The sequence below is a fragment of the Pedobacter sp. L105 genome, from assembly GCF_009765875.1.
GTDB lineage: Bacteria > Bacteroidota > Bacteroidia > Sphingobacteriales > Sphingobacteriaceae > Pedobacter.
Map to the genome: position 1 here is coordinate 73,259 of NZ_LMUP01000004.1, position 24,743 is coordinate 98,001.

Annotated in this window: 24 protein-coding genes and 1 tRNA gene; 10 read left to right on the top strand and 15 right to left on the bottom strand. The window is 40.6% G+C overall.

Annotated elements, in window-relative coordinates; genetic code table 11:
* Positions 1–541 precede the first annotated feature (541 nt).
* Together GSQ84_RS27995 and GSQ84_RS05380 are read left to right on the top strand one after the other, a co-directional pair.
* A complete protein-coding gene (locus tag GSQ84_RS27995; protein WP_254070789.1) occupies positions 542–721 on the top strand; it encodes a PQQ-dependent sugar dehydrogenase in 180 nt (59 codons plus the stop codon).
* A 27-nt stretch (positions 722–748) separates the two neighbouring features.
* A complete protein-coding gene (locus GSQ84_RS05380; RefSeq protein ID WP_216848880.1) occupies positions 749–1,591 on the top strand; it encodes an oxidoreductase in 843 nt (280 codons plus the stop codon).
* A gap of 302 nt (positions 1,592–1,893) precedes the next feature.
* Here the strand turns inward: GSQ84_RS05380 and GSQ84_RS05385 are convergent.
* The 3 genes from GSQ84_RS05385 to GSQ84_RS05395 all read right to left on the bottom strand — a co-directional run bounded on the left by GSQ84_RS05385 (position 1,894) and on the right by GSQ84_RS05395 (position 4,015).
* A tRNA-Ser gene (locus GSQ84_RS05385) sits at positions 1,894–1,981 on the bottom strand.
* 43 nt (positions 1,982–2,024) lie between these two features.
* Positions 2,025–3,455 (bottom strand): pyruvate kinase, encoded by a 1,431-nt coding sequence (gene pyk / locus GSQ84_RS05390; RefSeq protein ID WP_158796246.1) that lies wholly within the window; start codon positions 3,453–3,455, stop codon positions 2,025–2,027.
* Positions 3,456–3,595: 140 nt separating this feature from the next.
* On the bottom strand, positions 3,596–4,015 hold the full coding sequence (locus GSQ84_RS05395; RefSeq protein ID WP_158796247.1) for an IPExxxVDY family protein: 420 nt from the start codon (positions 4,013–4,015) through the stop codon (positions 3,596–3,598).
* Positions 4,016–4,177: 162 nt separating this feature from the next.
* Between GSQ84_RS05395 and GSQ84_RS05400 the strand changes: the two genes are divergently transcribed.
* The 3 genes from GSQ84_RS05400 to rnc are packed head-to-tail and all read left to right on the top strand — an operon-like array spanning position 4,178 to position 6,449.
* Positions 4,178–4,414, top strand: a complete 237-nt coding sequence (locus GSQ84_RS05400) for an acyl carrier protein (protein WP_008508386.1) — start codon at positions 4,178–4,180, stop codon at positions 4,412–4,414.
* 29 nt (positions 4,415–4,443) lie between these two features.
* The gene (fabF, locus tag GSQ84_RS05405; protein ID WP_158796248.1) at positions 4,444–5,697 is read left to right on the top strand and encodes a beta-ketoacyl-ACP synthase II; all 1,254 of its coding nucleotides are present in this window, start codon (positions 4,444–4,446) and stop codon (positions 5,695–5,697) included.
* Between the two features lie 23 nt (positions 5,698–5,720).
* A complete protein-coding gene (gene rnc, locus GSQ84_RS05410; protein ID WP_174238631.1) occupies positions 5,721–6,449 on the top strand; it encodes a ribonuclease III in 729 nt (242 codons plus the stop codon).
* A 5-nt stretch (positions 6,450–6,454) separates the two neighbouring features.
* Here rnc and GSQ84_RS05415 read toward each other — a convergent pair whose 3' ends face one another.
* Positions 6,455–7,165 (bottom strand): hypothetical protein, encoded by a 711-nt coding sequence (locus GSQ84_RS05415; protein ID WP_158796249.1) that lies wholly within the window; start codon positions 7,163–7,165, stop codon positions 6,455–6,457.
* A gap of 105 nt (positions 7,166–7,270) precedes the next feature.
* Here GSQ84_RS05415 and GSQ84_RS05420 point away from each other — a divergent pair, with 105 nt between their 5' ends.
* From GSQ84_RS05420 to nadD, 3 genes are read left to right on the top strand one after another with little or no spacing between them, the layout of a single operon-like run.
* A complete protein-coding gene (locus GSQ84_RS05420) occupies positions 7,271–8,134 on the top strand; it encodes a YicC/YloC family endoribonuclease (RefSeq protein ID WP_158797343.1) in 864 nt (287 codons plus the stop codon).
* A 15-nt stretch (positions 8,135–8,149) separates the two neighbouring features.
* Positions 8,150–8,719, top strand: coding sequence for a guanylate kinase (gene gmk / locus GSQ84_RS05425; protein ID WP_158796250.1), 570 nt, complete (start codon positions 8,150–8,152; stop codon positions 8,717–8,719).
* Positions 8,720–8,734: 15 nt separating this feature from the next.
* Positions 8,735–9,310 (top strand): nicotinate (nicotinamide) nucleotide adenylyltransferase, encoded by a 576-nt coding sequence (gene nadD / locus GSQ84_RS05430; protein WP_158796251.1) that lies wholly within the window; start codon positions 8,735–8,737, stop codon positions 9,308–9,310.
* 2 nt (positions 9,311–9,312) lie between these two features.
* Here the strand turns inward: nadD and GSQ84_RS05435 are convergent, their stop codons facing one another.
* The gene (locus tag GSQ84_RS05435) at positions 9,313–10,020 is read right to left on the bottom strand and encodes an SAM-dependent methyltransferase (protein ID WP_158796252.1); all 708 of its coding nucleotides are present in this window, start codon (positions 10,018–10,020) and stop codon (positions 9,313–9,315) included.
* A 410-nt stretch (positions 10,021–10,430) separates the two neighbouring features.
* Between GSQ84_RS05435 and GSQ84_RS05440 the strand changes: the two genes are divergently transcribed.
* Complete coding sequence (locus GSQ84_RS05440) at positions 10,431–11,978, top strand: DUF6600 domain-containing protein (protein WP_158796253.1); 1,548 nt, start codon at positions 10,431–10,433, stop codon at positions 11,976–11,978.
* A 104-nt stretch (positions 11,979–12,082) separates the two neighbouring features.
* The gene (locus GSQ84_RS05445) at positions 12,083–13,663 is read left to right on the top strand and encodes a peptide chain release factor 3 (protein ID WP_158796254.1); all 1,581 of its coding nucleotides are present in this window, start codon (positions 12,083–12,085) and stop codon (positions 13,661–13,663) included.
* Positions 13,664–13,726: 63 nt separating this feature from the next.
* On the opposite strand, the gene GSQ84_RS05450 is transcribed toward GSQ84_RS05445, so the two are convergent.
* The 10 genes from GSQ84_RS05450 to GSQ84_RS05495 all read right to left on the bottom strand — a co-directional run bounded on the left by GSQ84_RS05450 (position 13,727) and on the right by GSQ84_RS05495 (position 24,537).
* A complete protein-coding gene (locus GSQ84_RS05450) occupies positions 13,727–14,980 on the bottom strand; it encodes a pyridoxal phosphate-dependent aminotransferase (protein ID WP_158796255.1) in 1,254 nt (417 codons plus the stop codon).
* A 24-nt stretch (positions 14,981–15,004) separates the two neighbouring features.
* Entirely contained in the window at positions 15,005–16,336 is a 1,332-nt protein-coding gene (argH, locus tag GSQ84_RS05455; protein ID WP_158796256.1) for an argininosuccinate lyase, read from the bottom strand.
* 83 nt (positions 16,337–16,419) lie between these two features.
* Positions 16,420–17,487 carry a M20 family metallo-hydrolase gene (locus GSQ84_RS05460; protein WP_158796257.1) on the bottom strand — a complete coding sequence of 356 codons (1,068 nt, stop codon included), beginning with the start codon at positions 17,485–17,487 and terminating at the stop codon, positions 16,420–16,422.
* A 2-nt stretch (positions 17,488–17,489) separates the two neighbouring features.
* The gene (proC, locus tag GSQ84_RS05465) at positions 17,490–18,308 is read right to left on the bottom strand and encodes a pyrroline-5-carboxylate reductase (protein WP_158796258.1); all 819 of its coding nucleotides are present in this window, start codon (positions 18,306–18,308) and stop codon (positions 17,490–17,492) included.
* Between the two features lie 2 nt (positions 18,309–18,310).
* The gene (argB, locus tag GSQ84_RS05470; protein ID WP_158796259.1) at positions 18,311–19,099 is read right to left on the bottom strand and encodes an acetylglutamate kinase; all 789 of its coding nucleotides are present in this window, start codon (positions 19,097–19,099) and stop codon (positions 18,311–18,313) included.
* Positions 19,100–19,202: 103 nt separating this feature from the next.
* Positions 19,203–20,168 carry an acetylornithine carbamoyltransferase gene (locus GSQ84_RS05475; RefSeq protein WP_158796260.1) on the bottom strand — a complete coding sequence of 322 codons (966 nt, stop codon included), beginning with the start codon at positions 20,166–20,168 and terminating at the stop codon, positions 19,203–19,205.
* Positions 20,165–21,298: an aspartate aminotransferase family protein gene (locus GSQ84_RS05480; protein WP_158796261.1), complete on the bottom strand. Its 1,134-nt coding sequence runs from the start codon at positions 21,296–21,298 to the stop codon at positions 20,165–20,167. Before GSQ84_RS05480 ends, GSQ84_RS05475 begins: the two co-directional genes overlap by 4 nt.
* Positions 21,299–21,370: 72 nt before the next feature.
* Positions 21,371–22,342 carry an N-acetyl-gamma-glutamyl-phosphate reductase gene (gene argC / locus GSQ84_RS05485; protein ID WP_158796262.1) on the bottom strand — a complete coding sequence of 324 codons (972 nt, stop codon included), beginning with the start codon at positions 22,340–22,342 and terminating at the stop codon, positions 21,371–21,373.
* Positions 22,332–23,552, bottom strand: a complete 1,221-nt coding sequence (locus GSQ84_RS05490; RefSeq protein WP_158796263.1) for an argininosuccinate synthase — start codon at positions 23,550–23,552, stop codon at positions 22,332–22,334. Before GSQ84_RS05490 ends, argC begins: the two co-directional genes overlap by 11 nt.
* Before the next feature lie 280 nt (positions 23,553–23,832).
* On the bottom strand, positions 23,833–24,537 hold the full coding sequence (locus GSQ84_RS05495; protein ID WP_158796264.1) for a GNAT family N-acetyltransferase: 705 nt from the start codon (positions 24,535–24,537) through the stop codon (positions 23,833–23,835).
* Positions 24,538–24,743: the final 206 nt, after the last annotated feature.

Here is a 24,743-nt window from a genome sequence, read left to right on the forward strand (position 1 = left end):
TCATTGAACAGCACATTAGCGTTCTTGCCACCGCTTAAACCAAAGGTAGATAGCGCAGGTCAATACGACGTCGTATTGATCGACTTTCCAACCCGGGATAGAAACACCCTTTTTTACGGGAACCTCTTTAAAGCAGCTTTATCTAAGCAAAAACAGTTACTCCGTTTATTACCAATGCTACCTATAGTGTTGGCAGCAGTTTGTTAAATAAGATTGGTTTGATGAAAGATGAACATTAAATATGAAGTGCTAATACTAAGCGCAGTTGTTAAATAAGACCATGAATAATCGAATAGCTGCTTTTTTTAAAACAATATTATTCTGTTTAATCGATCTATGGGAAGGCGAACTCGGCCCCGCGGCGGAGACTAATTAATATTATCAATCCCGGCGCAAATTATGGCTGGCAACCTATAGGGAATGCCATCCAGCACAAACTGGCCTGGAGCAACCCATTTACTATTGAGACCCGGTAATTTCACCCAGTGGCATGACCTTTTATAATGGAAATCGTATTCCAGAGTGAGAAAATAATCTTTTTGTGTGTGCATTAAGCGGCATGCATATTGCGCGGTTGGTGATCACTAACAACAAAGTAACCGGTGAGGAAAGATTACTGGTTAGTGAAGCAGAGTGCTTCAGGGATATCACTCAAGGTACAGACAACGCTGTATATGCAATAACCGATCAGGAAAAATTGTACCGGATTGAACACCAATAAATTTTCTAAACGTATAAAAAATAAGAAATGGAAGACAAAATTAAAACATGGCTCATTACAGGCTGCTCAAGCGGACTGGGAAGAGCCTTTGCCGAAGCGGTATTGAAACAGGGTTATAATGCAGTGATCACTGCCAGAAAGAAGGACGACCTTAAAGAGTTAGGTGAAAAGTATCCTGACAGCTCACTGGCGCTTTCCTTGGATATAACTGATGAAACACAAATCTTATCAGTAGTTAAACTTGCTGAAGAAAAATTCGGCAGTATAGACGTATTGTTAAATAACGCGGGGTATGGCTACCGCGGTGCTGTGGAGGAAGGTGATGACGCCGATACGCGGACTTTGTTTGACACTATGTTTTTTGGAACTGTCAGCGTGATCAAAGCCGTACTTCCTGGCATGAGGGCAAAAAAAACAGGCACTATCCTAAATTTATCATCTATTGGTGGCCGCTTTGCTGCACCGGGTTCTGGTTATTACTCCGCTGCGAAATTTGCTATTGAAGGCATGTCTGACGCATTGCGCAAAGAGGTTGGGCCCTTAGGTATCCGCGTTATCGTTATAGAACCAGGTGCTTTCAGGACGGACTTTGCCGGTCGGTCGTTAAAAGGCACCAAAGAAATTATCGCTGATTATGAAGAAACCGTTGGCCCAAGAAGAAAAGAAAACGATAAAAGCAGTGGAACGCAGCCAGGAGACCCACGAAAAGCAGCCGAAGCGATAATTAAGGTAGTAGCGGCCAAACAAGTTCCTTTCCGACTTTTATTGGGTAGCGACGCCATTAAATTAACCCGTGCAGAACTAGAATCTCAGTTAAAAGAGTTAGAAGAATGGACAGTGGTAAGTGTGGCTACGGACTATGATAAATAGACCCAAACCATTTACTTTGGTTTTTGAGGTTTTCAGGTAAAATAAAATGCCAAATGTTTTGTCCATTGCAATAACTTTTAGGGTGAATAAAAGTACTTTTTATGGCCATTTTTATCAAGATATCCAACTATAGAAACCTTGATTTACAATAGATTACGAGGAAATTCGGTGCCCTGTTTTACATTTCCCTAAAGGGGCACCTGAAAATTGCATTTTTTGTGTGATTCTGAAACCTTCTAAAATAAAAAAGCGCCTTAAACATGTGTTTAAAGCGCTTTTGTGTGTTTTACTTTGCTTAGTCGCGGAGAGAGAGGGATTCGAACCCTCGATACCCTTTTGAGGTATACACACTTTCCAGGCGTGCTCCTTCAACCACTCGGACACCTCTCCTTTGGGGTTGCAAAAGTAATATATTTTTTGAGATTAGCTCAAATTAATCAATAACAGTAACGGTTAACATATTTGTTTTGCCTTTACTTTCCATTGGAATAGCAGCGGTATTGATTAAAACGTCTCCTTTTTTAACTAATTTCATTTTTACCAACTGATCATTTACATCTAAAATGGTCTCATCAGTGCTTTCAAACTTGTCGTAATAAAAGGCTTGAACACCCCATACTAAGCTTAAAGTATTGATCAATTGCTGATTGTTAGTGAAGATATAAGTCAATGCTTTTGGACGGTGACTTGATATTTCGAAAGCAGTATAACCGCTTACAGTCATTGAAACGATACCAACAGCACTGGTTTGTTTTGCCAAAAATGTAGCAGAATCACATACCGCATCGCTCAGGAAACTCTGAGATTTTGGTTTAAGGTGTTTTTCTACATGGAAAGGATAATTATTGGTTTCAATGTTCTGAATGATCTTTTGCATGGTTTCGATAACGATCAATGGAAACTCTCCTACAGACGTTTCACCACTTAACATCACTGCATCAGCACCATCCAAAACCGAATTAGCTACGTCATTCACTTCAGCACGTGTTGGCCTTGGTGTAGTGATCATGCTTTCCAGCATTTGAGTAGCAATAATTACTGGTTTAGAAGCGGCAATACATTTCTGAACGATCATTTTCTGCAACAAAGGAACTTCTTCCATTGGCATTTCAACACCAAGATCTCCACGGGCAACCATGATACCGTCAGAAACGGCAATGATTTCGTCGATATTGGCAATAGCTTCAGGTTTTTCAATCTTAGCGATTACCCTTGCATGTTTACCTCTTGCTTTGATGATTTCTTTCAATTCAATGATGTCCGCTGCATTACGCACGAAAGAAAGACCAATCCAGTCTACATCATTTTCCAGAACGAATTCAAGGTTTTTACGGTCTTCAACGGTTAAAGAAGGGATAGAAACTTTAGTATTTGGTAAGTTTACACCTTTTCTTGAAGTCAGGATACCGCCGTGAACAACTTCACAGATCACCTCATCTTCACGGTTGGTTTCAACCACTTTCATCTGTAATTTTCCATCATCTAAAAGGATGATTTCCCCAGGATGCACATCTTTTGGGAAAGAAGTATAAGTGATGTAAATACGTTCTTCATTACCAATACATTCTTTGGTGGTGATGATGGTACGTGCTCCGTTAACCAAATGTATTCCACCTTCTTTAACCATACCGATCCTGATTTTAGGACCTTGTAAATCTGCTAAAATACCTACGTTGTAATTGTATTTTTTGTTGATTGCACGGATAGTATCCAGGACTTCCTGGTGATCTGCCTGTGAACCGTGAGAGAAGTTAAGTCTGCAGACGTCTAATCCGGCATTGAACATGCTATATAAAACGTCTGGTTTAGCTGAGGCAGGACCTAGCGTGGCTACAATTTTTGTTCTGGAATGAAAGGGTTTCATTTGAATTACTTTTATTTGTTACTGACCAACAAAAATGGGGGTTTTAGCTATAAAAACCAATGTTAGTCGGTTAATTTTGTTATTTAACTAATAATGTTGGATTCAAATATAGTGTATTTAATACACCTTGTATATAAAATTTACATTATCAAATTCTCTTTTGATTTGAGTTTTAGCGGATCAATTTGCGCAGCAACCTGAATATCAGGCAGTTTATTCAATCCGGTAAGGATATAATTCAAATCTTCTTTGTCGATGTAAGTGTGAATGATCATAAAAAAATCTACTTTTTTCATTTCAGGGATCAAAAAGCCATCACTGTTTCGGTTATTGAGGATGAAAAATTCGTTGTCTCCCTGCTCTACATAAAAATAATATTTTGAAAAAGCATGCGGAGGCTCGTCAATATTGAAGAAAACTTCATGGTCATCTACCTTTTCAAAATTCAGGTTTAGCCTGGTATTGATCTGATGACAAAAGACATAATCCTTCAAAGAAGCCGTTATAGCAATCAGTACAAAATCGAGGTCTAATGAAAGTTTTAAATAGGTTTTGTTCAAAGCAAGACGAATAAGATTTGAGGATACGAAATTATAAAACTAATTTTGCTTTCCCATTTCAAATAAAAACATTAAAATTGACAGAGAAATAAAAACATTTGAAATGTGTTAGAATTTATTTTTCTTTGCACTGAATTATTTAACCCATTAAATTATAACATTATGTCTGATATTGCTTCAAGAGTTAAGGCTATTATCGTTGAAAAATTAGGTGTGGATGAGAGCGAGGTTACCCCAGAAGCTTCTTTCACTAATGACTTAGGTGCAGATTCTTTGGATACTGTAGAATTGATCATGGAATTCGAAAAAGAATTCAATGTAGCTATTCCTGATGATCAGGCTGAGACTATCGGTACAGTTGGTCAAGCAATTGCCTATCTAGAGAAAAACGTAAAGTAGAACATACGGTCTCCGTATAATCCGTATAAATGGAATTAAAAAGAGTAGTCGTTACAGGTTTAGGTGCGCTCACTCCAATTGGCAATACTATCCCAGAATTCTGGGATAATTTGTTAAATGGTGTGAGCGGCGCTGCGCCTATTACAGGTTTTGATACAGAAAAGTTCAAAACAAAATTCGCATGCGAGCTTAAAAACTTCAACGTTGAAGACTTTTTGGAAAAAAAGGAAGCACGCAAATTAGATCCATTTGTACAATATGCGATGGTTTCAACAGATGAAGCCGTTAAAGATGCGGGATTAGTTTTTTCCGAACTGGACACAAACCGCATTGGTGTTATCTGGGGTTCTGGTATTGGTGGAATAAAAACCTTTCTGGATGAGATGAGGAACTTTTTTGCAGGTGATGGAACTCCCCGCATTAATCCTTTCTTTATCCCGAAGATGATTATTGACATCGTTACCGGCCATATTTCTATTAAATACGGTCTGCGTGGCCCTAATTTTGCCACCGTATCTGCCTGTGCTTCTTCAACTAATGCAATGATCGATGCCTTTAATTACATTCGTCTTGATATGGCCGATGTAATCATTAGCGGAGGGTCGGAAGCCATTATTAATGAAGCTGGAATAGGCGGTTTTAATGCAATGCATGCACTTTCTACACGTAACGATGATCCATCAACTGCTTCCAGGCCTTTTGACAAGGACAGGGACGGGTTTGTTGCCGGCGAAGGTGCAGGAACCATTATTCTGGAAGAATTAGAACATGCGAAAGCCCGCGGTGCTAAAATTTATGCGGAGTTAGTTGGCGGCGGAATGAGTGCAGATGCAAACCATATTACCGCTCCACATCCTCAGGGACTGGGTGCTAAGATGGTAATGACCAATGCAATGAGAGATGCTAAAATGACTACTGCTGATATTGATTATATCAATGTTCACGGTACATCTACACCTCTTGGAGATATCAGTGAAACGAAAGCTATCGTTGACCTGTTCGGTGAAGATGCATACAAATTGAATATCAGTTCTACGAAATCAATGACCGGTCACCTATTAGGTGCTGCAGGTGCTGTTGAAGCCATAGCTGCTATTCTGGCTGTACAAAACGATATCGTTCCTCCAACCATCAATCACTTTACTGATGATCCTGATTTTGATCCGAAGTTGAATTTCACTTTCAATACCCCACAAAAACGTTTAGTGCGTGCTGCATTGAGCAATACTTTTGGTTTTGGTGGACACAACGCATCGGTCATTTTCAAAAAATACGAAGAGTAAACGTAAATCGATTTGATAAATTAATGCCCATATTCGACCTCTATAAGCTTTATATATCTCCGGATAAGGAGTTTATAAAAAAGCTGAAAAATATGTTAGGCTTTGTGCCTGGAAACATCATTTTATACAAAATGGCGTTCAGGCATAGGTCTGTGGCGAAAGTTTTGAAAAATGGAAGCCGGAGCAGTAATGAACGCCTGGAGTTTTTAGGGGATGCTATTCTGGGTTCTGTTATCGCTGAGTTACTGTTTAAACATTATCCGTATAAAGAAGAAGGATTTCTAACTGAAATGCGGTCCAAGATCGTTAACAGGGCAAATTTAAATCAGCTTGCCCGCAAAATGGGATTCGATCAGCTGATCATCTTTGACCAGAAAATGGTCAATATGCAGACCAAACATCACTCCATGCTGGGAGATGCTTTTGAAGCACTCATCGGTGCTGTATATTTGGATAAAGGTTACAATTTCACCAAGGAATTACTGCTAAAACGTATTGTAAAACCTTACATTGACATCCATACCCTCGAACTTACTGAAACAAACTTTAAGAGTAAACTGATAGAATGGTGCCAGCGCCATGCAAAAGATATTACTTTTGATATGGTTCAGAATGGCGAAGGAGAAAGCACGAAGCTTTTTACCATTCAGGCGGTAATTGAAGGCGAAAGTTTTGGTGTTGGAAGAGATTACAACAAGAAAAACGCAGAGAAACAAGCCGCAGAAAAAGCTTGTGAAGCCCTATCCATTTAACATTCCTATTTTTTCTTTAGCGTATCCGTGTATTGTTTATAGGAATCTTTAATGTATTTCGTATAATCGTACTCCGTCCAGTGCTGTGCTTTTTTATAATCAGGACGGTAGTTTAACATAAAATCTTCCAGTTCTTTTCCCTGCAGATCGGTGTTCTTCTGTATGAGCGGCTGATTAAAATACTGGTCAATCTGGGTCTGCTGAACTTCATTGTTATAGTACTTTCCAAACCGTTTTGCATTTTTGGGCGTTCTTCCAAACAATTCATAAAAAGCCGTTAAAGGAGCAAAGAAATAAGAAAGCAAAGGTGGTTTGCCGGCAAAAAATGATCCTTTATCTACATAATCCTGTTTTACCTGGTCCATGTCGGCCCTTTTCGTTTGCCCTATAATATTTACCTGGTTCAACGTAGTGCCCATATCCAGGTATACGATCATATCCCTGTTAGACAAAACAGCCAGTTCTACATCTGCAAAACCATGTTTTACAAAATATAACGTATCCCCTACCTGTGCCTTAATTTGAAAAATACCCAGATCATTACTCCCTACGCCATATTTAGTTCGCAGATTGGTGATCTCTACCAGTGCTACCCGGTTGGTAGATCCTTTTTCCAGCACCACCCCGCTCAATTCAAAATCCTGTGCATAAACCAGGGACGTTATACTGAGAAAAATTACGGAAATGAGTACAGTTTTTAAAATCGTGCGAATCATTGAGCTCTGATGTATTTGATGTAAATTTAACTATTGTTTACTAATCTAGCGTATCCAATGCTACCAAATAGTGTTTAAATTATATCTTTGCACATGATAAAATCAATGACAGGCTATGGCCTGGCTTCTTCAGATCAGGAAAATACCAAGTTTGCCGTAGAAATAAAATCCTTAAACAGTAAGTTTCTGGAACTAAATTTAAAGCTGCCAAGGGCATATGCAGACAAAGAATTGCTGTTACGTAATATCTGCAGCAAGGAGATTGAACGTGGTAAAGTAAATGTTTCCATTAACATTGAGCGCAGCGAAGAGAACCTGAAAGGGGCTACCATCAATGCCGCATTATTAAGTAAATATTATAAACAACTGGAAGCCATCAACATCGATTTAGGCGCCAATTCCAGTAACCTGCTCCAGGCCGTACTCAGCTTTCCGGATGTGATCACTTATACAGAAGAAGTGGTCAATGAAGGCGAATGGGACATTTTACAGAGTACATTTAACGCTGCCTTAGCCAATTTTAACCAGTTCAGGGAAACCGAAGGCGCCGTTTTAAAACAGGATTTAGAGTTAAGGATCACCAATATACTCGGCTTTTTTGCGCAGATTGAGGTATTGGCACCTTTAAGGATTCCACAGATCAGGGCCAGGTTAAATCAATTCCTAGAAGAAAATGCAGGAAAAGTAAATGTAGATCAGAACCGTTTAGAGCAGGAATTGATCTATTATATCGACAAACTGGATATCACCGAAGAGAAAATACGCTTGAAGAGCCACTGTGATTATTTCACCGAGACCTTAAAAAGTAAAGATGCAAACGGTAAAAAACTAGGCTTCATTTCGCAGGAAATAGGCAGAGAGATCAATACCATGGGCGCAAAAGCGAATGATGCACAGATACAGCAACTGGTGGTAGGCATGAAAGAAGAGCTGGAAAAAATTAAGGAACAGTTGTTAAACGTGATTTAAGACGTCAGCAAAAAAATGATACAAGGTAAACTCATTATATTTTCAGCTCCTTCAGGTGCAGGGAAAACCACTATAGTTAAACATTTACTAAAGAAGTTTCCATTACTGAGCTTCTCTATCTCTGCAACAACCAGGGAATCGAGAGGTGATGAAGAACATGAAAAAGATTATTATTTCATTTCCCAGGAAGCGTTTTTACATAAGGTATCCCACCATGAATTTGTTGAATTTGAGGAAGTTTACAAGGGTACTTTTTACGGTACGCTACGTTCAGAGATTCAAAGGATCTGGAATGAAGGCAAACATGTTATATTTGATATTGATGTGGAAGGGGGCTTGCGCCTTAAGCGCAAGTACGAAGAGAATGCTTTAGCCATCTTTGTTCAGCCACCCTCCCTTGAAGTTTTAAAAGAGCGCCTGAGCGGCCGTGGTACAGATAGCCAGGAAAAACTTCAGGAAAGATTTATTAAAGCAGAAAAAGAGTTAAAATATGCGGACAAGTTTGATGTAGTCCTTAAAAACTTTGACCTTGAAACCGCTTGTAAAGAAGCAGAAAAACTAGTTTCTGATTTTATCAGTAAATAATATTTGCACAAAAGAATGGCAAAAACAGGTTTATTCTTTGGCTCTTTTAATCCTGTCCACGCAGGTCATCTGATTATAGCCAGTTATATGGCTAATTTTACGGATATAGATGAAGTCTGGCTGGTGGTATCACCGCAGAACCCGCTAAAGGATAAAAAGGGCCTTGCCAATATGTACGACAGACTGGAAATGGCCCGGCTGGCCACCGAATTGGCCGAAAAGATAACGGTAAGTGACATTGAGTTTAAACTCCCACAGCCTTCTTATACCATTGATACACTAACTTATCTGCACGAAAAATACCCCGGAAGGGAGTTTGTGCTGATCATGGGTGCCGATAACCTAGCTTCTTTGAAAAAATGGAAAAACTATGAAGTTCTGCTAAAGAACTATCAGCTGTATATTTATCCCCGACCGGGTATTCTGCTGGACGAATGGGAAAACCACCCTTCAATCACCTTAACAGCAACACCGCAAATGGAAATCTCTTCTACTTTTATCCGCAAAGCGCTAAAAGAAAATAAGAATATCCAGTTTCTTGTTCCTGATCAGGTGATTGTATTTATGGACAGTAAAAATATGTACCGTTAAATCTAGCGGTACAAAATAAATATTGTTGGCTTCTTATGAAGATCTATTTTTTCCTGGCGCCATTGGCCAATGGATTGTGTTTTGATAAATTCATCTTCTCCTGTGATGTTACAGGCTACGCAAAGCAAAGTCTGTGCAGCAGTATTTTTTATGATATCATCAAATAAGTGATTATTCCGGAAAGGCGTTTCGATAAAAAGCTGGGTTTGTTTTTCTTTTTCTGCTACCCTTTCTAATTCCTTGATACTTTTTACCCGCTCTACTTTGTCAATTGGCAGATAACCATGGAACATAAACTTTTGCCCGTTAAATCCTGATGCCATTAAAGCCAGTAGCAAAGAATTCGGACCTACCAGCGGTACTACCTGTATACCGCGCTTGTGGGCTTCAGAAACAATTTCCGATCCTGGATCTGCTACTCCAGGGCAGCCTGCTTCACTCATCAGACCTACATCTTTCCCGGTCATTAATTCTTTAAAATAAGGAACCATAGAGTCGTTCCTTTTGTGTTTGCCATAGTCATGAATAGTCAATTCGCTTTGTGGCATTTTCAAACCAGCTTCTTTTAAGAATTTTCTGGCTGTTTTTTCATTTTCAACGATATAAGTATCGATGGCATTGATCGTATCGATCAGGTAAGGTGTAAACGACTTTGCTGAGGCATTTTCAGCCAAAGGAACGGGAATCAGGTATAATATGCCTTTTTTCATTAAAATATATTTCTTTTATCAGGTAATATCAGTGATGAAGCTATCATCATCTATTGCTAGCTTTTGACAAGCCTAAAATCATGGTGATTTTCACTAATGACTTATTTTAGCGCAGACTTATGCAGGCTGCATCATTCAGAACTACAAAAGAAAAGAATAAATACTTGGAAAGAGAAAATAAGTCTAAAATAGTCATCACAAGCAAATTTTGATCGTCAAATTTGTTCTGAGACTATAATTTTTGTAACTTGCCTGTTACGCCTGCGAATTGATTATACAATTGTATAAAACAAGTAAGTATTTAGGGTGTTGAAACTATTTTAATGGAATTTTAATCTGAGCATTAAACTATTCCAAATTTTAGTACTCCTAGTGATATAACCGGGTTAGGCTATTTAATAACGCACAAGATGAAAAAGTTAATCAAATTACCTGCAATTATATTAGGGCTCATGCTCATTTTAAGCGGGTTCACACAAAAAGCGAAAGCTCAGGATAACGGAGACAACGGCGATAATGGAGATGTTTCACTGGAAACTTTCTATGATGAATTGGCTCCTTATGGTACATGGGCGCAAGATCCTGATTATGGATACGTTTGGAGACCAGATGTAGACATGAGCACTTTTAAGCCCTATTATACAAACGGCCATTGGGCTATGACTGAATATGGAAATACCTGGGTGTCTGATTACGATTGGGGATGGGCGGCATTTCATTATGGAAGATGGGTGCTTAATCATTACAATGAGTGGATCTGGATCCCGGATACAGTATGGGGACCTGCATGGGTAAGCTGGAGAACTGGCGGCGGCTTTTACGGCTGGGCACCATTGGGACCAGATTACGATGGAAGTGATGATTACGACACCCCGAATAACTGGTGGGTATTTGTTCCTCAGGTTAATATCTATAGCGGTGGTTATTACCGTTATTACAACAGGAATGCGAACGTATATAACCGTACGATTATCATTAATAACAGGTACGGCAACCGGGGCAGAAACTCCTACTTCACTGGTCCAAGAGCGGATGATATCAGAAGGAGAACGCACAGAGATGTAACGATTTATCATATGGCACCGACTAATACCCCTGGCAGGCCTAATGTTACCAATAATACGATAAATATCTATCGTCCAAGAGGCGGAGCCGGAGGAGGTAACCATAATGCTGCTCCAGGACAACAAGGAAGAAACAACAATGGAACTCCGGGACAACCAGGAAGGAATAATAACAACAATGGAGATCCACGCCGTCAGGGACAGGGACAGGGACAGCCAAATAGAACTATTACAGGAAGAACAAGCGGACAATTCCCGGGACCTGGTAACAGTCAGACCCAACCAGCCGTAGGTGGTAGAAATCCTGGTGACAGAGGTCAGCAGCAAAATCCTCAGCAACAAAATCCACAGCCGCAACAGCAAGGTCAGCAGCAGCAGCAAAATCAGCAACAAGCTCAACAACAAGCACAGCAGAGACAGCAACAGCAAAACCAACAACAGCGTAATGGTCAGCAAATGAGGATTGGACAACAACGTCAGCAACAGATGCAGCAGCAAATGCAACAACGTCAGCAGCAACAAAACCAGCAGCACAACAATCCTCAGCAAAACCAACAGCAAGCTCAGCAGAGACAACAACAACAAAATCAGCAACAAGCTCAACAACAGGCGCAGCAGAGACAACAGCAACAGAATCAACAAAATCAGCAGCGCCAGCAACAACAACAGCAGGCACAGCAGAACCAGCAACAGGCGCAGCAAAGGCAACAACAACAAAACCAACAACAGCAACAGCAGCAGCAACGTCAACAGCAGATGCAGCAACAAAACCAGCAGCGCCAGCAACAACAAAACCAACAACGTCAGCAGCAGCAGAACCAACAACGCCAACAGCAGCAGCAACGCCAGCAACAGCGTCCGGCTGAACCTGCACCTCAGCCAAGAGCTAACTAGTATAGAATTGCTATCAAATCATAAAACCGGCCACAATGGCCGGTTTTTATTTTATATATTATATTTATCTTTGCAGCCTCATTAAGCAACACGCTTACCCTTTTATGATCCACCCCGAAATAGAAAAAAGAAAAACATTTGCCATTATCAGTCACCCGGATGCCGGAAAAACAACCCTAACTGAAAAGTTTCTGTTGTTTGGAGGGGCAATTAATACCGCTGGTGCTGTAAAACGCAATAAGGCCAATCAAAGCAGTACTTCAGATTTTATGGAGATTGAGAAACAGCGCGGGATATCCGTGGCTACTTCTGTGATGGGCTTTGAATATAAAGATAAACGCATCAATATTCTGGATACGCCGGGTCACAAAGATTTCGCAGAAGACACTTATCGTACTTTATCAGCGGTCGACAGTGTAATTCTTGTAGTAGACTGTGTAAAAGGTGTGGAAGAGCAAACCGAAAAACTGATGGCAGTATGCCGGATGCGTAATACACCGGTGATTATCTTTGTTAATAAGATGGACCGCGAGGGTAAAGATGCGTTTGACCTGCTGGATGAAATTGAGAACAAACTGAATATCAGCTTATGCCCGCTATCATGGCCAATCGGACAGGGACATACATTTAAAGGGGTATATAGCATATACAATAAACACCTTAACCTCTTTGAACCGGATAAAACAAAAATTGCCGATCCGGTTATTGAAGTGAGCGACCTGAATGATCAGAACCTGAACAACTTTTTAAAACCAGCCGAACTGGAAGGTTTAAAAAGCGATCTTGAACTGGTAGAAGGTGTTTATGGCAAACTGGATCAGAATATGTATACAGAAGGGCTCCTTGCCCCTGTATTTTTTGGTAGCGCCATCAATAACTTTGGGATTAAAGAATTACTTGACACCTTTATTAACATCGCACCAAGCCCTAAAAGCAGGGAAGCCGAACAAAGGGAAGTATTGGTAGAGGAGAAAAACTTCTCAGGATTTGTTTTTAAGATCCACGCCAACCTTGATCCTAAACACCGTGACCGTATTGCCTTTTTAAGGGTTTGCTCCGGTAAGTTTGAAAGAAACAAATTTTACTACCATACGCGTCAGGACAAGAAACTTAAATTTTCCAATCCTATGGACTTCATGGCCAATGAGAAAAGCATTGTGGAAGAAGCCTGGCCTGGTGACGTGGTTGGATTATATGACAGCGGGAACTTTAAAATTGGAGATACATTAACAGAAGGAGAACAGCTGCAATTTAAGGGCATTCCGAGCTTCTCTCCCGAAATATTCAAGGAAGTTGAGAACAGAGACCCTCTGCGCACCAAACAGCTTGAAAAAGGCATACAACAGCTTACTGAAGAAGGCGTTGCTCAGCTGTTTACCCAGCAGCCTGGAAACAGGAAAATTATTGGTGCTGTAGGTGAACTTCAATTTGAGGTTATCGCATTCAGGTTAGAGCATGAATATGGCGCTAAAGCACATTTCCGCATGTTAAGTTATACCAGATCTAACTGGGTAACCTCAACCGATAAAAAGAAACTGGAAGAATTTGTAAAACGTAAACAAATGCATATCGGCCAGGATAAAGATGGCAACCCTGTGTTTCTTGCAGACAATGATTTCATGATCAACATGACCAAAAGGGATTACCCGGATATCGAATTTCACAAAACATCAGAATTTAAATAGAGATGAAAAAACAAAAGGCTTCCAGGATATCCCGGAAGCCTTTTTCATGTTTAATGAATGAGTTTATTTCAACTTGCTCAATGCCGATTTAATTCTTGGAATCATTGCTGTTATATCTTCTAAAGAACAGCCGCCAACCGATGCACGGAACCAGCTCTTAGTTTCGTCAGTACCAAAGCAGGAGAATGGCACAAATGCTGCCAGTGCTTCTTTAACCAGGTAAGAATTAACATCAATGCTATCTTTTAAAACCTCACCTGATGGGGTAGTTTTACCGATATAATCGATTTTAAGCGTCAGATAAATCGCTCCCATAGGCACAATTGCATCTACAGCAAACCCATCAGCTTTTAACTCCTGGAAACCATTGTACAGTGCATCCAGGCTATCCTGAATTTGTTTCTTGAATGTTCCTAAAAACTGATCAACCAATGTCGCATCAGAGAAAAATTTAGCTACCGCAACTTGCTCAGCTTTAGGTGCCCAGGCGCCAATGTGTGTAAGCAGCGCTTTCATTTTACTGATCACTACTTCCGGTCCGAATCCCCAGCCTACGCGAACTCCCGTTGCAGCCAGACATTTAGAGATCCCATCGATATAGATGGTATAATCTTTTAATTCAGGACGTAAGCTAACCGGATTAATATGTTCTTTACCAAAAGTAAGCAGCGAATAGATCTGATCATACATAATGTACAATGGTTTCTCGCCTTCGGCTCTTGAATTATTTTCCTCAATTACCATATCGCAGATATCTTCCAGCTGCTCTTTGGTGAACATTGTACCTGTAGGGTTAAGCGGAGAACAAAGCGCCAGTAAAGTAGCACCTTTGATATGCGGCCTTAACAATTCAGCCGTAGGCATAAAATTGGTTTCTTCACTGGTTTCTACAGCTATGCCTTCAGCAGAAGAAAGATGGCAATAATGGTTATTGTTCCATGATGGTACAGGGTAAACCACTTTATCTCCCGGATCTACCAATGCCAGGTAAGTGGCATAGATCAAGGGACGTGAGCCACCTGAAACCAAAATTTCATTGCTGTTAAAGTCAAGATTATACCTGTCCTTTAATACACCTGTGATCGTTTCACGTAAAGCCAGAATTCCGTCAGCAGGAGGATAATTGGTGTGATTGTGATGGTAAGCACTGATAATCTCCTCTTTAAGTTCTGAGGGTATAGGGAAAATCGACGGGTCGAAATCACCTATGGTAAGATTTGCAATGTTAGCACCTTTGCTTTTCAATTCATTAACCTCATGTGCAATCTTGATGATTTCTGAGCCAATAAGTGAATTTGCTAATACCGATACGTTCATTTTATTTTTTATTAGTGGTTAGAATTAAGCCAGCAACTGTTGAATTGCTGATTTGGTTTTTTCAAAGTTAAACTGTTCCAGGATGGTTTCCATCATGGCTGAAATTTCAGGATTGCATAAATTGCCGATACTGCCTTCGTGTGTATGATTTACGGTTTCTCCCGGTTCAAAGGTGCCATTTTCAATGGTTTCGCCAACAATCTGGTAAGCTTCCCTAAAAGGAACACCTTTTAAAGCAAGGTCATTTACTACCTCTACACTAAACAGGTAGGCGTATTTTTTATCTGCCAGGATATCATTTTTAATATCAATGTACTGTAACATATAAGCTGTCATTTCCAGGCACTCGTTCAGCGAAACTATAGAAGGAAAAAGGTTTTCCTTTAATAACTGCAGGTCGCGGTGATAGCCTGAAGGCAGGTTAATGGTCATCATGGCAATTTCATTAGGCAAGGCCTGAATTTTATTACAGCGTGAACGGATCAGTTCAAACACATCCGGGTTCTTTTTATGCGGCATAATGCTGGACCCCGTAGTCAGCTCATCCGGGAACTTGATAAATCCAAAGTTCTGATTGATGAACAAACAAACATCCATTGCCATCTTACCCAGCGTAGCTGCGATAGAGGACATGGCCTGTGCCAGTATACGTTCCGTTTTACCCCTACCCATCTGGGCATAAACAACATTATAATTCAGGTTGTCAAAACCAAGAAGTTGGGTAGTCATTGTTCTGTTCAGGGGGAATGAAGAACCATAACCCGCAGCAGAACCCAATGGATTCTTATTACAGATCTTCCAGGCAGCCAGCATCATCTCCATATCATCTACCAGGCTTTCTGCGTAAGCACCAAACCATAACCCGAAGGAAGAAGGCATTGCAATCTGTAAGTGGGTATAACCCGGCAGTAATTTATCTTTATGTGTTTCACTTAAGGTAATCAGCTGCTGAAACAGCGTGACAGAATTGCCTACCATCTCTTCAATTCTATCTCTGAAGAATAGTTTCAGGTCTACCAGAACCTGGTCGTTACGGGAACGTCCGCTGTGAATTTTCTTACCTGCTTCTCCTATTCTTTGGGTAAGCAGCCATTCTACCTGTGAATGCACATCTTCAACCGTATCTTCGATTTTAAATTCACCGGCTTCTATTTCAGCATATATTTTTTTAAGTGCTGTTTGTATTTCAGCAAGCTCCGGCGCCGTCAGCAAGCCAATGCTTTCCAGCATTTCTACGTGTGCCAGAGAACCTAAAACATCAAAAGCAGCCATTTGTAAATCCAGTTCCCTGTCTTTACCAACTGTAAAACTCTCAATATCTTTGTTTACTTCTATATTCTTTTGCCAGATCTTCATCTTTGTATAAATTCTATTGTTATCATATTCCTAAACGGGAACCGGTCCGGGCAAAAATACAATAATTACCCGGTTGGGCATATTTACTTCCCGTTAATCACAGGTTTAAGCATGCTGATGTATAATTCAATTCCCTCGGCTATCTCATCAACAAATACATATTCATCAGCCATGTGCGACCGCGCAGAATCGCCCGGGCCTACTTTAACTGAAGGAATACTCAGCAATGCCTGATCTGAAGTAGTAGGTGATCCATAAGTGGTTCTTCCCAGGGTAATGCCCGACTGCACTAAAGGATGACCTTTATCAATAGAGGACGGTTTTAACCGGATAGAACGAGGCTTTACGTCACAATCTACGTTAGTTCTGATGATTTTCAGTACCTCTTCATTGGTATAAGCATCCGTAACGCGTACATCAACAGTAAAAGTACAGGTAGCGGGTACCACATTATGCTGAGAACCTGCATTAATGATGGTGACCGTCATTTTTAACGGGCCAAAAACTTCAGATACTTTTGAAAACCTGTAGTTCCTGAACCAGTCAATATCTTTCAGCGCTTTATAGATCGCATTATCTCCCTCTTCTCTCGCTGCATGTCCTGCTTTACCGGTAACGGTACAATCCAGTACCAGCAAGCCCCGCTCAGCGATGGCCAAATTCATTTCTGTTGGTTCCCCTACAATCGCAAACTCAAGCTCTCCGAGATCAGGGAGTACACATTCCAATCCGTTATTTCCTGAGATTTCCTCCTCTGCGGTGGTAGCCAGACAAATATTGTAAGATAGATCTTCCTGCTCATAAAAATAAAGGAATGTAGCGATTAAGGAAACCAGGCAGCCGCCCGCATCATTACTACCCAAACCGTATAACCTGCCATTTTCAATTGCCGGTTCATAAGGATCTCTGGTATAACCAGAATTTGGCTTCACGGTATCATGATGCGAATTTAAAAGCAGGGTAGGTTTAGCAGCGTCAAAATGTTTATTGTAAGCCCAGATGTTATTGAGCTTGCGGTATATTTTAATTTGTCGTTCCTGCAAAAATTGTGCGATCAGATCAGCTGTACCATCTTCTTCTTTACTGAAAGACTGAATGCTGATCAAATTCTTTAACAATTCTAAACTATCCTTTTGCAGTGTTTCTATCATAATTATTCTTTTGTATATAATGCCCCGGCTTTAATTGCCGAAAGCTTAATGCCTTTAATGAGGGATGAGCTGAACCCATTGTGTTCCATCTCATTTAATCCGGCAATGGTACATCCTTTTGGAGAAGTCACTTTATCGATCTCCTGTTCCGGGTGCGATTTCATCTGCAATAACAAGTCTGCTGCTCCCTTTGCTGTTTGAACGGCCATTTTCAAAGCTTCATCAGCGTGGAACCCTATTTCTACCCCACCCTGCGAAGCTGCACGGATAGCCCGTAAAAAGAAGGCGATCCCGCAGGCACATAATGCCGTTGCAGCAGTCATCAGGTCTTCATTGATCTTTACCACAGCACCTACTGTTTCAAACATCTTTGATACCTCTTCAGTATGTTCCGGAGAAGCATTGTCTGTAGCTACGCAGGTCATAGACTGACCAATAGCAATAGCCGTATTCGGCATCGCACGGATCACTTCCAGCCCCTCTTTCAGCTTATTGCGAATATCTGCACAGCTTACTCCCGAAGCTACGGAGATCACCACATGTTTTTTAATATCTATAACCGATGCAATTTCTTCCATCAGCAGGTTAAGCTGCTGAGGGAGCACAGCCAGCACAATCACCTCCGCAGCCGCTACTACAGCCGCATTGTCTGCGCTTACGTGATAACCTAATTCAGCATAAGGTGCCAGTTTGCTAACGTTTCTTCTTGTTAAACTGATCTGACCAGCCTGTACATAATTGGCTTTAACCAATCCTTTGGCTAGTGAAAGTCCAATATTTCCGCTTCCCAGTATTGCTATTTTTCCTGTAAACTGTCCCATATCTAATTGATTAACCTGGTACCAAAACCGTGACTGTCAATTTGTGCCAGTTCATCGGCTTTACCTATATAAACTTCTTTTACACCCTGTCTGATCGCCTCAAAAGCATTATGCAACTTGGGGATCATTCCTCCCGAAACTACTCCCTGCTCTTTCAGGCTTTCAAATTCAGTGCTTTTAATTTCTGTCACTACAGAAAGGTCGTCCTCTACATCACGCAGTACACCTTTCTTTTCAAAACAATATACCAGCCTTGTTTCATAGGTGCCGGACAGGGCTACGGCTACTGCCGATGCAATCGTATCTGCATTGGTATTTAACAGCTGGGTATCCCCGTCGTGCGTAATGGCACACAATACAGGAACCAGCTTGCTTTTCAACAAACTATCTAAGGTGCTCACCGATACGGAAGATTCGTCCAGGTCACCTACAAAACCGTAATCTATTTTCCCAACCGGGCGTTTAACCGCCTTGATCACATTTCCATCAGCACCGCTCAGGCCTATCGCATTACAACCTTTAGCCTGTAGCTGCGCTACCATATTCTTATTGATCAGCCCGGCATATACCATCGTTACAATCCGAAGGGTTTCAATATCCGTAATCCGCCTGCCATCTACCATTTTAGGCTCAATTCCTAAAGATACACCTAATTCAGTAGCAATTTTACCACCCCCATGTACCAAAATTTTATCTCCGGGCAATGCAGTGAAATCCAGCAAAAACTGATGCAGTTTCTCAGAATTATCAATTACATTTCCACCTATCTTTATAATAGTTAGCTGTTTCATTATCTTTTTTTTAGAAATTGTGGACAAGGAAACCCTTTCAGGTTTTTTATCTGTAGAAACGAAAGCTATATGCTCCGCAGACCAAACTACGGAGCATATCTGCCTAAGATAGGTTTTGTAAGAGATCTTTCAAAACTGCCTGAGCTGCCCATAAGCGGTTTCCTGCTTCATGGATCACCAGTGAGTTGGGTCCGTCAAGAATTTCTGACGACAATTCCAGATCTCTTCTAACAGGAAGGCAATGCATAACTTTCGCATTGTTTGTTCCTTTTAATTTTTCATTATTCATCATCCAGCCTTCAGGATAGGTAAGTACTTTACCATACTCCTTAAAGCTCGACCAGTTTTTAACGTAGATATAATCTGCTCCCTGTAATGCTTCTTCCAGATTGTACATGATATTGGCACCTGGTGTAAAATCTTCAGAAAGTTCATAACCTTCTGGCTGTACAACAGTAAAATCAAGCATTCCTTCTTTCTGTGCCTTACACATCCACTCTGAAAAAGAATTGGGCACTGCCTGCGGCAATGCTTTTACATGTGGTGCCCAGGCCAGTACAACTTTAGGTTTGGTTTCACCTTTCCAGGTTTCCCTGATCGTAACCAGGTCGGCCAGGCTTTGCAGCGGATGGCGCGTAGCGCTTTCCAGACTTACTACCGGTACGCCACAGTATTTAATAAATTTATTAAAAAAGTCTTCGTTATAATCTTCGTCCCTGTTAGTGAGTTTTGGAAAAGAGCGCAAGCCCAGAATATCACAATACTGTCCCATTACGGCTGCTGCCTCACGGATATGTTCTACAGTAGTTCCATTCATTACCACTCCATCTTCAGTTTCCAGCGCCCAGCCCTCTTTATCCATATTCATGACCATCACGCTCATTCCTAAGTTAATAGCGCCCTTTTGCGTACTTAAACGGGTACGCAAACTTGGATTCAGGAATACAAGTCCAAGGGTCTTGTTTTTTCCTAAATGCTGATGCCCATAAGGGCTTTCTTTTAGTGCGAGGGCATCTTTTACCAGCTGGTCGATGTCTGCAACATCTTTTACTGAGGTGAATTGGTTCATCCTTTTAAAGCAATTTTAAAGTTTTCTAAAAAATGGTCGGCTTGTTCTTTATTCAGGTTTAGCGCAGGAAGTAACCTGATGACGTTAGGCTTTGCCTCTCCTGTAAAGATATGTTGTTTAAATAATAAGTTCTTTTTTACAGATGACAGTTCTTCACGAAGATCAATTCCGATCATCAGCCCACGTCCTCTCACCTCTTTAACCCCGTCTATCTCTTTCAATGCTGCGATCAGATAATTACCTACCTCTTCAGCGTTTTTCATCAGGTTATCCTGCTCTATCACTTCCAATACAGCTAAAGCCGCAGCACAGGCCAGATGGTTACCACCAAAAGTAGTTCCCAGCATACCAAACCATGGTTTGAATTTCGGTGCAATAGAGATCCCTGCGACAGGGAAACCATTACCCATTCCTTTAGCCATGGTATAGATATCAGCATCTACGCCAGCGTAATCATGAGAATAAAAATGTCCCGTTCTGCCATAACCGCATTGTACACTATCGGCAATATAAACCGCATTGTACTCATCGCACAGGCTACGGATCAATTGAAGGAAACTTACAGAAGCCTCCCTGATACCGCCAACACCCTGAATACCTTCTATAATAACAGAACTCACCTCGTTGCCAAACTCAGCAAATGCATTTTTAAGGGCATCATCATCATTAAAAGGAAGGAATACTACATTATCGGTTTCATTTACAGGAGCAATGATCTTAGGGTTATCTGTGCAGGAGACCGCCAATGAGGTCCTTCCATGAAAGGCACCATGAAAAGCAATAACTGTTTTTCTGCCGTTATGAAAAGAGGCCAGCTTTAAGGCATTTTCATTGGCTTCTGCACCAGAGTTACACAGGAATAGCTGATAACCTGTTTTTCCTGAAACTTTTCCCAATTTTTCTGCCAGCTCTACCTGTAATGGTATTTTAATAGAATTGGAATAAAACCCAACTTTGTTCAGCTGGTCTGTTAAGCGTTTTACATAATGCGGATGGGTATGGCCGATAGAAATTACAGCATGGCCACCATACAGGTCAAGGTATTCCTGACCATCAGCAGCCCAGACAGTACTGCCCAGGGCTTTTACAATTTCAATATCGTTTAAAGGGTATACATCAAATAAGTTCATTTTTTTAGCTTTTACCCGGATGTGCCGGGTGGTTATCAATAAGAATAAATAGATTTAGTAAATGGCAGTCAATTAAAAAGCACTAGCCTTCAATCGCAATCCCTGCCGTTCATCTAATCCAAACATCAAATTCATATTTTGTACCGCCTGTCCGCTTGCACCTTTCAGCAAATTATCTATCATGCTCAGGATTAAGAGTTTTCCTCCATGTTTTTCAATATGTACAATTGCCTTATTGGTATTCACAACCTGTTTCAGATCAATATTTTTAGCGCTAACTTTAGTAAAAGGATGTCCGCCATAATAATCTTCGTAAACTGCCTGTGCCTCTTCTGCGGTTAATTCACTGTCGAGATATACGGCAGTGAAAATTCCCCTCGTAAAATCTCCGCGCTGCGGGATAAAATTCAAGGTGCCATCAAAATCAGCATCCAGCTGAACCAGACTTTGTCCGATTTCATGTAAATGCTGATGTTCAAAAGCCTTATAAACTGAAAGGTTATTGTTACGCCAGCTAAAATGAGAAGTAGCAGCTAAGCCCTGTCCTGCTGCACTTGAGCCGGTAGTCCCGTTAATGTGTACTTCGCCTTTTAACTGTCCTTTTGCAGCCAATGGCAATAGCGCTAACTGAATGGCAGTGGCAAAACAACCTGGGTTAGCAATAAAATCTGCCTTTTTAATACGCTCCCTGTTTAATTCAGGCAATCCGTATACCCATTTGTTTCCAGCAGCTTCAGTTAACCTGAAATCCTGGCTCAGGTCAATAATTTTTATTCCTGCAGCAATAGGGTTGGCATCAAGAAATTTCTTTGCATCGCCATGTCCAACGCATAAAAAAAGCACATCAATTGCGGGAGAAAGTTCTTCTGTAAAACGAAGATCAGTATCTCCAAGCAGATCGGTATGTACATCCGAGATCAGATTACCACCATTACTGTTACTATGGACAAATACAATTTCTACCTCAGGGTGATTGATCAGCAGACGCAGCATTTCTCCTCCGGTATATCCGGCACCGCCAACTATACCTGCCTTAATTTTCATCGTTACCTGTGGTTTTATCGGTTTCCTCACCGTTCACTTTATGCCAGATCATTACTTGGTTACCAAATATTTTTGAGAACCCTTTTACATCTTCTCCGCTCCAGGCATTGTTCATTTCCCCGTAGCTACCAAATTTATTACTCATCAGGTCGTGGTTAGACTCAATACCGATGATATGGAAACGGTAAGGAAGCAACTCTACAAAGACTTTACCGCTCACCACTTTTTGTGTATCTGTAAGGAAAGCTTCGATGTTACGCATAATCGGATCATGGAACTGTCCTTCATGAAGCCAGTTTCCGTAGAAAGAAGCCAGTTGCTCTTTCCATGACAGCTGCCATTTTGTCAAAGTATGTTTTTCGAGCGTGTGGTGTGCTTTAATGATCACTATTGGTGCCGCAGCCTCAAAACCAACACGTCCTTTAATTCCAATAATTGTATCACCTACGTGAATATCACGTCCAATTCCATAAGCCTGGGCTATAGCCTGCAGCTTTTGTATCGCTTTTACCGGTACTAATTTTTCTCCGTCAATTCCTGTCAGCTCACCTTTTTCAAAAGTAAGTTCAATTTTACGGCTCTCTGTTTCAGAAACCTGTGTAGGCCAGGCCTCTTCAGGAAGGGTTTCATTTGAAGTAAGGGTTTCTTTTCCTCCTACAGAAGTTCCCCATAAACCTTTATTGATTGAATATCTGGCTTTAGCGGCACTATATTCAACACCATGGTTGTTTAAATATTCTATTTCCGCTTCGCGCGATAATTTCAAATCCCTGATCGGGGTAATAATTTCAACGTTAGGAATGATGATATTGAAGATCATATCAAATCTCACCTGGTCATTTCCCGCACCTGTACTACCATGGGCAACATATTCAGCACCAATCTTTTTAACATAATTGCCAATAGCTGTGGCTTGGAATACACGTTCTGCACTTACAGAAAGCGGATAAGTAGCATTTTTCAAAACGTTACCAAATACCAAATATTTGATACAGCCTGCATAATAATTTGCAGTTTCATCTACTACAGCATGAGAAGCTACGCCTAAAGCATATGCTCTTTTTTCAATTTCTTTTAATTCTTCTTCCGAAAAACCACCTGTATTAACAATCACTGAATGAACCTCTAAACCGCGGTCCTGTGCAAGATGAATACAGCAAAATGAAGTATCTAAACCTCCGCTAAAAGCTAAAACTACCTTTTTTTTCATTGAGTCTTTATTATTTTATGCTAATGAAGCTTGCATGCGCAGGTTTCATTGAGTTATTATTTTTATTTAATTGTCATGAAGCTTGTTTACACAGGTTCCATTTGAATATTTTGTTCTTAAAGTTATCCAGCCTGCCTGTTCCAAACCTTTTCTTTTGGAGAACAGGAATGACAAAGCTACATAAGTACTATAATAAAATATAAGTTATATGTTAAACGACGATCTGTAACTTATGGTCTTTCAAATTTATGCATAAGCATTGAATTACCATCAGAGAAGATTATTTGAAAAACAGGGATGATAAATACAGGATTGATTTTAATCCGCCTTTTTCATCTGCCTTCGGTTTAAGCACCAGCCTTTGTTTAATCCGCATAAACCTTTCATATAATTTCGGTTTTTTCTGTAACTCTTCAGCAAACTTCTTTGCTACATCATGTTTTTGAGTAGCGGGATCATAAAGCATCGCTGTACACATACAGTTCTTGCGGTCTTTACTTTTCAGAATCTCGAAATTCACACAGCTTTGACAGCCTTTCCAGAACTCTTCATCCTGTGTTAACTCAGAATAAGTCACTGGCTCGTAACCCAGGTCGGAGTTAATTTTCATTACCGCAAGACCTGTAGTTAAACCAAATATTTTAGCTTTGGGATATTTTTGACGTGATAATTCAAATATCTTTTGTTTGATCGTATGTGCCAGTCCTACTTTTCTGTATTTAGGGCTCACTACCAATCCGGAATTGGCCACAAACTGACCATGGCTCCATGTTTCAATATAACAGAAACCGGCCCATGAGCCATCCTGATGAAAAGCAATAACGGATTTCCCTTCAGACATCTTGCCTGCAACATACTCCGGAGAGCGTTTAGCGATACCAGTACCTCGTGCTTTAGCAGATTCTGCCATTTCTTCACAGATCTCTTCTGCAAAAACACGATGTTCAGGAAGTGCAACCTGCACTATAAAATCGTTTATATTCATTAATGGTTAACGAAAAAAAATAAATATTCTAATTAATTGGTTTTTGAAAGAGGACACTACCTCTATGATTGAGTATAGATTTAACTCAAATGCGGGGTGTATAATTTTGCCGGCTTGTGGTTACATAAATAACAGGCTGCAAACGCTCAATATACAAACTCCTTGCAGCAATATTTTTTGCTGTTACAATAGAAAGTTTATTTGTG